We start from the raw sequence: 4,801 nt of genomic DNA, 5'->3' as shown, positions 1-4,801 counted from the left end.
GAGAAGGCTCAGCCTTCTCTCCGCCCTGACGTCTGGAGTGGGGGGTGTGGGGATGGCGTCAGATGCGGCCATGGGTCAGCCGGGTCAGCGGTCCGCCCTGGACCTTCGCTGTCCGGCGTCCGGCGGTGAAAGCCACACCGGCCACGCTGACCACACCGGCGGCCGCCCCGGCGGCTATGGCCTTGCGGTTCTTCACCAGGGTCCAGCCGGCGGCTGCCGTTGAAGCAACCTTGCCGGTGGCCGACACCACCGTCTTGCTGCCGCTTTCGATCCCCGCGGCTGCCGCCTGCTTGGCGCGCTGGGTCGCGAGGCCGAGCGAATGCGCACCGGTACCGGCGGCGTCGGCCGCCTCCTCGGCGGAACCCTTCGCCTTCTCGGCCGCCTGCGCCGATTCCTGCTTCGCCTTCTGTGCCGTGGCGTTGCTGTTCACCTTGTGCGCTCCCGTCTTCGCAGCGGACCGCCCTTGGGCGGCTGTTTGCTTCGTGCTGCGCCGGGTGCTTCCGGCGCTGTCGTCAGAGGGTCTTCTCTCTTGAGCCATGCGGTCCGTGTTGCCGTGCAACGCCATGTGAAACTCCGCGTGTTCGATTCTTCGTCCGCAGACAGCAGGGAACCCACCGGCCTCGGGCGCAGTTGACCGGCCCATCGGTTCGGCACGGGCCGCACATTCCGTCAGCTCTCCAACCTGCCCGGCTCGATGCGGCAGTTGGCCTGACAGGCAGATGAAACCGCTGGTCGGCGGGTCTTCGACGACCACGAAATGCCCGACCTCACTCATCTGCCCAACGGCACAGCGATGCTCAACTCGCCGCCGGATCCGGTATCGGCACCGCCGCCGTCAGGCGAGGGGCTCGTGGTTGACCCAGATCGCCTTGTACGGGCGGCGGGCCTGCCAGCCGGCAATGAACTCGCCGAGGCCGGGCAGGGCGAAGGCGGCGTCAAGGGCGTCGAGATCGGCCAGGCCGAGCCGAACGACGGCGGATGCGACGGCCACCGGGGCATGGTCGTCACCGGGGACCGGCAGGTGGTGGCGGGCGTGGAAGGACTGGAAGATGCCAGTGCCCATGGTCAGTTCCTCGAGCCCCTTCAGGTACTCGTCGAGCTCGTCAGAGGGAATCGGTTCGTCGAAGGCGACGATCATCGTGTGGTGAATCATGCTGCAATTGAAGTGGTGCTTCGTATCGAAGTCCAAGATCTGCAGATTCTGAATCCATTCCTTCAGGGAATGGCTGGGGCAAGTAATCTGGTGGCATGGCCGAGCTGGAGACCCGCGAACTGGAGTACTTCGCCGCTCTTGCCGAGGAGCTGCATTTCGGCCGGGCGGCGCAGCGGCTGGGGATCGCGCAGCCCGCCTTGTCCAAGGCGGTGCGGCGGCTGGAGGACCGGCTCGGGGTGGCGCTGGTGGAGCGCTCCAGTCGGCATGTGGCCCTCACCTCCGCCGGGGAGGCGCTGCAGTTCCACGGTCGCCATGCGTTGCTCGCTGTCGGGGCGGCGGTCGAGAGGGCCCGTCGGGCAGGCGAGCGGGAGACCCGGCTGCGTCTGGTGATCAAGCCTGGCGGGGATGCGGACCTGCTGTCCGGGATCCTGGCCGCCTACTCTCGCCGGCCCGACGCTCGCCAGGTGGACATCGTGTTCGGCGGGTCCACCGACCGCGCCGATCATGTGCGCGACGGCCGGGCGGACGTGGCGCTGTTGTACGTGCCCTTCGACGACCTGACCGGATTGGATCACGAAGTCCTGCTGGTCGAGGGCCGGGTGGCGATTCTGCCGCCGGACCACCGGCTCGCCGGCCAGAGCGAGGTGACCCTCGCCGACCTGGCCCGCGAGACGTTGCCGCGCTGGAAGGGCGTGCGCGGGAACGGTGTGCCCGGTCTCGAGCCCGTCGCCGGGTCCGGTCCCGAGATCGCCGACGGTGCCGAGCTGACGCATATGGTCCTGCTGGGCCGGGCGATCGCGGTGCTGCCGCGTTCGCTGGCCCGGCCGCAGCATCCGGGGCTGGTCTATGTTCCGGTGGCCGACGCGCCGCGCAGTGCGCTGGTCCTCGCCTGGGCGCAGGAGGACCGGCGGCGGCTGGTCGCGGACTTCGTCGCCTCAGCAGTGGACGCGGCGCAGGGCTGATCCTGTACTGCCCGTCCTTTCCGTACTGCCCCCGCTCCGGCACTTCCTGTTGGGACGGTTGAGGTCACAGCAACCGGTCGACCAGCCCGTCCACGTAGTCCGGGGTGAGCTCCATGCCGAACAGGACGCGGATATACATCGGGGCCATGATGTGGTCCAGCACGCCGAGCGCGTCGGGTGCGCGCTCGCCCCGTTCGCGGGCGCGATCGAGCATGGACTGCAGTTGCCGGGTGCGTTCGGCGAGGATGCCATCACGCGCCTGCAGGCCCTGCCGGCCGTTGCTCGACAGGACGACGGCCAGGCGGACCACCGCCAGACCGTCGGGTCCGGTGATCTCGCGGGCCACTTGGGCCGCGTAAGTGCGCAGGTCGCCCGCCAGGCTCCCAGTGTCGGGCATCGGTGACAGCGCGTTGAGGCGGGCGAGCAGCACGTCGGTGAGCAGGGTTTCCAGGTTGCCCCACCTGCGGTAGATGCTGCTGTCGGCCACGCCCGCGCGGGCCGCGACCTCGCCGACGGTGAAATTGCCGTAGCCGCGCTCACCGATCAGGTCGGTGACGGCCTGGTGTACCTCCGCGCCGACGCGGGCGCTGCGCCCGCCGGGCCGCCGGGTTCGCTGTCGCTCGTCCATGCCCCCACCTTAACGCAGTTGGTGCTTGCGTTTGTGGGGCGGTCCGCCTTACAGTCCTCTAACGCAGTCGCAGACTGCGTTAGTGCGCCCGGGGCTGACCGTGTCGGCCATGGAGAGGCGCAACTGACAACTGAGAGGAATCCCCTTGACTGCATCGCCTGCGGCCGTAGGCAGTCGACCGAGCCGGACCGTGCTGCTCACGGTGACCTGCCTGGGCCAGTTCATGGTCCTGCTCGACAACACGATCGTCGGAGCGGCGCTGCCCGATATGCAGCACCGGCTGCACACTGAGCTGACCGGCCTGCAGTGGATCGTCGACGCGTACGTACTGCTGGTCGCCATGCTGCTGCTGTCCGGCGGTGTCTTCGCCGACCGGTTCGGCCGCAAGCGGGTGTACCTGACCGGCGTAGCGGTGTTCACCGTCGCGTCGGTGCTGTGCAGCCTCGCGCCCTCCGTCGGCTGGCTGGCCGCCGGCCGCGTGCTGCAGGGCATCGGGGCCGCGGCGCTGAGCCCCGCCTCGCTCGCCCTGCTCGCCGCCGCCTATCCCGTACCGCAAGAACGGATGAAGGCGATCGGGCTGTGGGCCGGACTCAGCGGAATCGGTCTGGCCGCGGGCCCGGTGGCGGGCGGCGTGCTGACGGAGGCCTTCGGCTGGCCCGCCATCTTCCTGGTCAATCTGCCCATCGGTGTGGTCCTGCTGGTGGTCGGTCTGCGCAGCCTTGAAGAGACTCGCAATCCGAACGCCCCCGCGATCGATGTCCCGGGGACGGCGCTGTCCGTCCTGGCGGTGGGGGCGATGACCTACGGGCTGATCGAAGGTGGTGCCCGTGGCTGGACGTCGCCGGTGATCCTGGGCAGCTTCACCGCCGCGGTGCTCCTCCTCGCCGCCTTCGTCGCCGTCGAAGCGCGCCGCTCCGCTCCGATGCTGCCGCTGCGGCTCTTCCGGCAGCGCCTGTTCACCGTGTCCAATACCGCCATGGTCGTGGTGGGGTTCGCGCTCACGGGCTCGTCGTTCTTCTTCTCCCAGTTCTTCGTGTACGTCCAGGGCAGCTCGATCCTGAGCGCCGGCCTGCAGACCCTGCCGCTCTCCCTCGCCATGGTGGTCGTCAGCCCGTACGCGGGCCGGCTCGCCGCCCGGTACGGCTTCCGGATCGTGGTCACCGCCGGTCTGGCCCTGGCGGGCCTGGGACTCCTCGCGCTCGGCATGGTGCACGCCGACACCGGCTACGGGAACGTGTGGTGGCGGATGGGAGTCGTCGGCATCGGCTTCGCCCTGACCCTGTCCCCACTGACGGGAGCCGCCATCCAGGCAGTCAGCGCGCAAGAAGGCGGCCTCGCATCGGGCATCAGCAGTACCACCCGGCAGATCGGCGCGGTGCTCGGCGTGGCGGTGCTCGGAGCCGTCGTCCGCTCCCGGCAATCCGGCGGCGCCTCCTTCGAGACCGGCCTCAACAGCGCCTTCCTCACTGCCGGAGCCGTCACTTTGGCCACCGCCGCGTTCACCGGCCTGTGGCTGGCGAGGTCCAAGCCCGCGGAAGGCTCCGCGGCGCCGCAACCTCCCACTGGTCCCGGTGCGGTCACCGCCGCGAACGAGGCACCCGTGAAGGCCGGTTGACGGCGGCACGGGGCTTGGTCAGGAGATGGGTGAGTGCGGTCGGGCCAGGCGGGTCATGCTGTCGCCGGCTGCATGGACGGCGGGGAAGGGGGCACTTAAGGGCGCGGTCGAATGCCCCGCCCCGCGCGAAGAAAACGCATCTTTTGTGTGTTTGTAGGCAGGGGTTAAGAGCACACGGTGGCCAGGAGGTAATAACAATGGTTCCCCTGCTTGTAGTTCTTCTTCTGGCTCTGCTTCTCTTCGGTGCGGGTTTCGCGCTGAAGGCGCTGTGGTGGATCGCGGTCGTCGTACTGGTGGTGTGGCTGCTCGGCTTCGTGATCCGTCCCGCTGCGAGCGGCGGTCGCAAGGGCCGCTGGTACCGCTGGTGATGACCACCTGAATGTCCTACGGGCGTTGTGCGGAAGCTGAAATGAGGATGTGAACAGGGGTGGGCCCGGCCTGAG

6 protein-coding genes are annotated in these 4,801 nt (G+C 69.2%); 3 read left to right on the top strand and 3 right to left on the bottom strand.

The features are described from left to right. Nucleotides 1-58 precede the first annotated feature (58 nt). The gene (locus tag ACWFR3_RS46550) at nt 59-775 is read right to left on the bottom strand and encodes a hypothetical protein (protein WP_453740782.1); all 717 of its coding nucleotides are present in this window, start codon (nt 773-775) and stop codon (nt 59-61) included. A 60-nt stretch (nt 776-835) separates the two neighbouring features. Continuing rightward, on the bottom strand, nt 836-1,153 hold the full coding sequence (locus tag ACWFR3_RS46545) for a hypothetical protein (protein ID WP_453740781.1): 318 nt from the start codon (nt 1,151-1,153) through the stop codon (nt 836-838). 95 nt (nt 1,154-1,248) lie between these two features. Here ACWFR3_RS46545 and ACWFR3_RS46540 point away from each other — a divergent pair, with 95 nt between their 5' ends. Continuing rightward, nucleotides 1,249-2,115, top strand: coding sequence for a LysR family transcriptional regulator (locus ACWFR3_RS46540; protein WP_453740780.1), 867 nt, complete (start codon nt 1,249-1,251; stop codon nt 2,113-2,115). 64 nt (nt 2,116-2,179) lie between these two features. Here ACWFR3_RS46540 and ACWFR3_RS46535 read toward each other — a convergent pair whose 3' ends face one another. After that, nucleotides 2,180-2,743: a TetR/AcrR family transcriptional regulator gene (locus ACWFR3_RS46535; protein WP_453740779.1), complete on the bottom strand. Its 564-nt coding sequence runs from the start codon at nt 2,741-2,743 to the stop codon at nt 2,180-2,182. Between the two features lie 145 nt (nt 2,744-2,888). On the opposite strand from ACWFR3_RS46535, the gene ACWFR3_RS46530 reads away from it, so the two are divergent. Together ACWFR3_RS46530 and ACWFR3_RS46525 are read left to right on the top strand one after the other, a co-directional pair. Next, entirely contained in the window at nt 2,889-4,358 is a 1,470-nt protein-coding gene (locus ACWFR3_RS46530) for an MFS transporter (protein WP_453740778.1), read from the top strand. 197 nt (nt 4,359-4,555) lie between these two features. Next, nucleotides 4,556-4,726, top strand: coding sequence for a hypothetical protein (locus tag ACWFR3_RS46525; RefSeq protein WP_055701566.1), 171 nt, complete (start codon nt 4,556-4,558; stop codon nt 4,724-4,726). Nucleotides 4,727-4,801 lie beyond the last annotated feature (75 nt).

This window comes from Streptomyces sp. NPDC055189, from assembly GCF_053606765.1.
Note: the sequence above shows the minus strand (reverse complement) of the source record. Positions and strands in the feature narration are given on the sequence as shown.

Coding starts and splice junctions, on each gene's coding strand:
- ACWFR3_RS46545 (WP_453740781.1), bottom strand. CDS start 1,153: ATGATTCACCACACGATGATCGTCGCCTTCGACGAACCGATTCCCTCT.
- ACWFR3_RS46535 (WP_453740779.1), bottom strand. CDS start 2,743: ATGGACGAGCGACAGCGAACCCGGCGGCCCGGCGGGCGCAGCGCCCGC.
- ACWFR3_RS46550 (WP_453740782.1), bottom strand. CDS start 775: ATGAGTGAGGTCGGGCATTTCGTGGTCGTCGAAGACCCGCCGACCAGC.
- ACWFR3_RS46540 (WP_453740780.1), top strand. CDS start 1,249: ATGGCCGAGCTGGAGACCCGCGAACTGGAGTACTTCGCCGCTCTTGCC.
- ACWFR3_RS46525 (WP_055701566.1), top strand. CDS start 4,556: ATGGTTCCCCTGCTTGTAGTTCTTCTTCTGGCTCTGCTTCTCTTCGGT.